The 4,303-nt window shown below is 52.2% G+C and carries 1 protein-coding gene; it reads right to left on the bottom strand.

The features are described 5' to 3' along the window. Positions 1-4,303 (bottom strand): condensation domain-containing protein (locus tag VIM87_RS06370; RefSeq protein WP_331996168.1); only part of this gene is annotated, 4,303 nt, incomplete at both ends.

A 4,303-nucleotide genomic window follows, 5' to 3' on the forward strand; every position in this document is an offset into this window, starting at 1 on the left:
TCTCTATATTAATTCCGTTGTCAACGAAATAACGCAGATCGCCCGGGTGCAGCGCTTCTCCGCCCAGCACCATCCGTTTCGTATAGGCGCCCGTGATATGCTGTTGCTGCAGGCGGTGGATCAGCAGGGGTAAATGCGCGGGTGTGAGCTTAATAAAATCATAGGGCGCTCCTGCATCCAGGGAAGGATCTTCAAATATCTCAGGCGCCTTTGCCCTGCTTATAACCATCGGCCTGCCTGCTATCAGCGGTGTTAACAAGGCTGTAAGGGATGCATCAAAGGTCGTGGAGAGGTATACATATGTTCCGGAAAGGCTTTCTTTATCCAGGTAATGCTCCCGGCTGTACAACAGGTAGTTTAACAAGTTTCCGTGTTCTATCATTACTCCTTTGGGACGGCCTGTTGATCCGGAGGTATAGATCACATAAGCCAGGTGATGCGGCTGCAGGCCGGTAAGGGGAAGGCCGGCAGGTTCCCCGCTCAGCTCTTCAGCGATGGTATCCAGCAATATTACCCGGCCCTTATAAGCGGCCGGCAGCACATGCCTGCTATCTGTATGGCTCAATACTATGGCGGCTTCCGTATCAGCCAGTAAATAGCTGATCCGCTCCTCGGGGTAAGCAGGATCTATGGGTACATATGCAGCGCCTGCTTTCAGGATCGCTACTATGCCTATGATCATCTCCGGCGAACGCTCCATGCAAATGCCAGCCAGGCTATCTGTTTGCACACCGCAGCTTTGCAGGTAATGAGCCAGGCGGTTACTTTGCACGCTCAGCTGCTGATAAGTTAGCTGCCGATCGCCATACACCACGGCCAATGCGTTAGGCGTTCGTGCGGCCTGCTCTTCCAGCAGATCCACTACTGTTTTGTTATGTGGAAGCTCCACTACAGGGCCGGAGGACATTTGCATTAATGTATGCAGCTCTGCTTCCGTTAACAGGTCCAGCGTATTGATCAAGCCTGTTCCGTTTTCTATTATGCGGGTTAAAACAATGCGGAAGTTTTCCTTTATCCTGCGCAGCACTTCTGCATCCAGCATTGCTGTATTGTAGCTGAAGCTGATGGTTATTTCCTGCTCAGCAGCAATAGTAAGGGTTAGCGGGTAGTTGGTTTGTTCACGCAGGCCTGCATTCATGATGTTCAGCCCTCCTTCTTCCCATACAGCAGGGCTGCCCGCTGGGTAGTTCTCATACACCAGCAGGCTGTCGAACAGGTCGTCAGGAACTTTTGCCCATTGCCTGATATCACTCAAACGGCTATACTGGTACTGGCGGCCGGATACCTGCCCATTTTGTATTTCACGAAGCCAGTCGCCTATGCCCGCTGCAGGATTAATATGTGTATGCAGCGGCAGCGTATTAATATACATCCCCACCCGGCGTTCAACCCCGGCCAGGTCTTCCGGCCGGCCGGATACGGTTACGCCGTACACCACCTCCTCCCCGCCCGTATACCGGTATAACAGGTACGCCCATACGCCCTGCATCAGTGTATTCAGCGTTACCTGCTGCTGTTGTGCATATTCCATCAGCCGGCGGGTAAATGCCTCACTGAGCTGCAGGTTTTCCTGCGCATAGGTCCCGATCCCTTTGGTACGTTCCGCTGCGCGCCCTATGAAAGGTAACAGTACCGGGCGTTCCACGCCAGACAGGTATTGCTGCCACCAGCTTTTCTCTGCCTGCCTGTTCACACGTTGTATGTAGCTGATATATTCTTCATAGCGGTCTTCTGCCGTTATGGGCAGCTCCTGCCCGGAAGATAATTGCCTGTACGCCTGTTTTAATTCATCCAGCAATACGGCCATGGACCAGCCATCGAACAGGATATGATGCCAGGTCCACACCAGCTGGTAAAGATGCTCTTCCAGCCGGATCACCGCTATTCTCATTAGCGGCGGCCTTCTCAGGTCAAATCCTTTTTCTATTGCCGATGCTGCATAGCGGCCAAGCTCCTGCTGTTGCTCCGCTTTATCCAGGCTGCGAAGATCCAGCTCTTCAACGTTCACGAACACCTGGCGGAAAACACATTGTACCGGCAGCTGGAAATCGCTGCTATAAAAGCCGCTGCGCAAAATGCTGTGCCGCTGCAATAAATATGACCAGCTCTCCGCCAGTACATCCGGTTTTACATCCGTTAGCTCACAGGTCCATTGCTCTATATAAGCCTTTATCCCATCTTCATACAAACTATGAAAGAGCATACCTTCCTGCAGGCCGCTCAAAGGCGCAATGGATACAATATCATTGCCGGGAAAGGCCTTTGCTTCCTGTGCAAGAAAATCATCCAGCTCCCGGTAGCTGATCTCCTGCCCCAGCCCGTAGTCTGAAGGGGTAAATACTTCCCTGCCCAGGCCCAGGCAGTGTGCTATTACTGCTTCCAGGAAAGCGGTATAAGACCCGGCTAATTGCTGAATGGTATTGCTGTTATACCACCTGCTGTTATAGCTCCAGTGCAGCTGCAGCTCATCTTCCGCTATCCAGCTGTTCACAGATAATTTGCCCGGCATGTCAAGCTCCCCGCTCATGGCCGGCCCTGCAGGTTCTGTAGCTGTACCGGTCCAGGCGCCTGCTTTAAGCACATTCTGTACCTGGCCCAAATAATTAAATACAATTTCCCAGGGATCTTCTCCTGCTAATGCTTCGTTTTTATTGAGGTGCTTCAGCACGCCATATCCCAATCCCTTGTCCGGTATTTTCCGGATGTTCTCTTTAATGGCTTTAATACGTTCATCGATAGAAAGCCCGCTGCTTACATCCAGCAACACCGGGTACAGGCTGGTGAACCATCCTACGGTCCTGCTCAGGTCTATGCCTTCTGCAAGATCCTCTTCCCTGCCATGGCCTTCCAGCCCTATTAAAACATGTTTTTCCCTAACCCATTCCGACAGTGTTCCGGCAAGGGCTGCCAGTAAAATATCATTGATCTCGGTATGATAAACAGCCGGTACTTCCTGTAACAGCCGGCGGGTACTGCCAAGCGGTAATTTTTCTACGATCGTTTCCCAATCCTTTAGCTGTGAGGCGCCTTCCCATTTTTTATCAACCGGTAATAAGGTTTTATTTTTAACCAACGCTTCCCAGTAGGGTTGCTGAGCTAACAGCCTTTCAGCTGTTCCATACTCATGCAACGCATGGTACCAGTCCCGCACTGAGCTGCTTTTCCTTACCTGCGCGGGCAATCTTCCTGCTTTCAGATCATCTGTAAGCGCTTCAAGGTCTTCTGCCAGGATCCTCCACGATACACCATCTACAGCCAGGTGATGGATCACCAGCAGCAAACGGTTTTGCGGTTCTTCCAGCGGTGTTTCAAAAAGTACGGCCCGCAGCAGGTCGCCTTTTTCTATATCCAGGCTTTGCTGGTAAGCTGCTGCCCGGGAGCTGATGGCGTCCGTTAATCCTGCACTGTCCTCCTGGCGTAGGTCACATACCGTTATACCGGTATTATGGGAACCGTATTGTTGCTGCCAGCCGGCAGTTTGCAGCGTATAGTAAAAACGGAGCGCATCATGCCGTTCCACTAAGATCTCAACTACTGCAGAAAGTTCTGCAGGTGTTACAGCTTTGCTGATGCTTAATAACAAGGCCTGGTTATAGTGGGAGCAGCCGGCCCGCTTAGCGGTTCTTTTGTTCAGGAACCATTGCTGAATGGGTAATAACCCGCATTCGCCCTGCAGCGTTCCCTGCTCTGCCCTCAGCGCTGCCGCAGCAGTATGAGCGCTTATGGCGGCAGACAAACGGGCAATGCTGGGGTTCAGAAAAATATCTTTCGGGCGAACCGTGATGTTCGCCTGTTTGCAACGGCTGGCTACCTGTATAATGATAATGGAATCCCCGCCCAGTGAAAAGAAATTATCGTGTATACTTATCCGTTCTACACCCAGCAGCTGCTGCCATATTTGCGCCATGCGCTGCTCCAGCTCATTGCGGGGCGCTTCATAGGCTTTCTCCTGCAAGCTGTCTGCTCCTGCGGCCGGTAAAGCGCTTTTATCTACTTTACCATTGCCGGTTAAGGGCAATGCCTCCAGCTCTATCCAGATGGCAGGGATCATGTGTGCCGGTAAGCGGGCCAGCAGGTATTGCTGCAGCTGCCCGCGGTCAAAGCTTTCATTTGGCACCACATATCCCACCAGGCGTTTGTTACCTGCACCATCTTCCTGCGCAGCCACTACGCACTGGCGTACCAGGCCGCTTTGCTCGGTTACACTTTCTATCTCTCCCAGCTCTATCCGGTAACCACGGATCTTCACCTGGCCATCTGCACGGCCCAGGTATTCAAGCCGTCCATCTGCCAGCCAGCGGCC

The organism is Chitinophaga sp., from assembly GCF_036569125.1.
Classification (GTDB): Bacteria; Bacteroidota; Bacteroidia; order Chitinophagales; family Chitinophagaceae; genus Chitinophaga.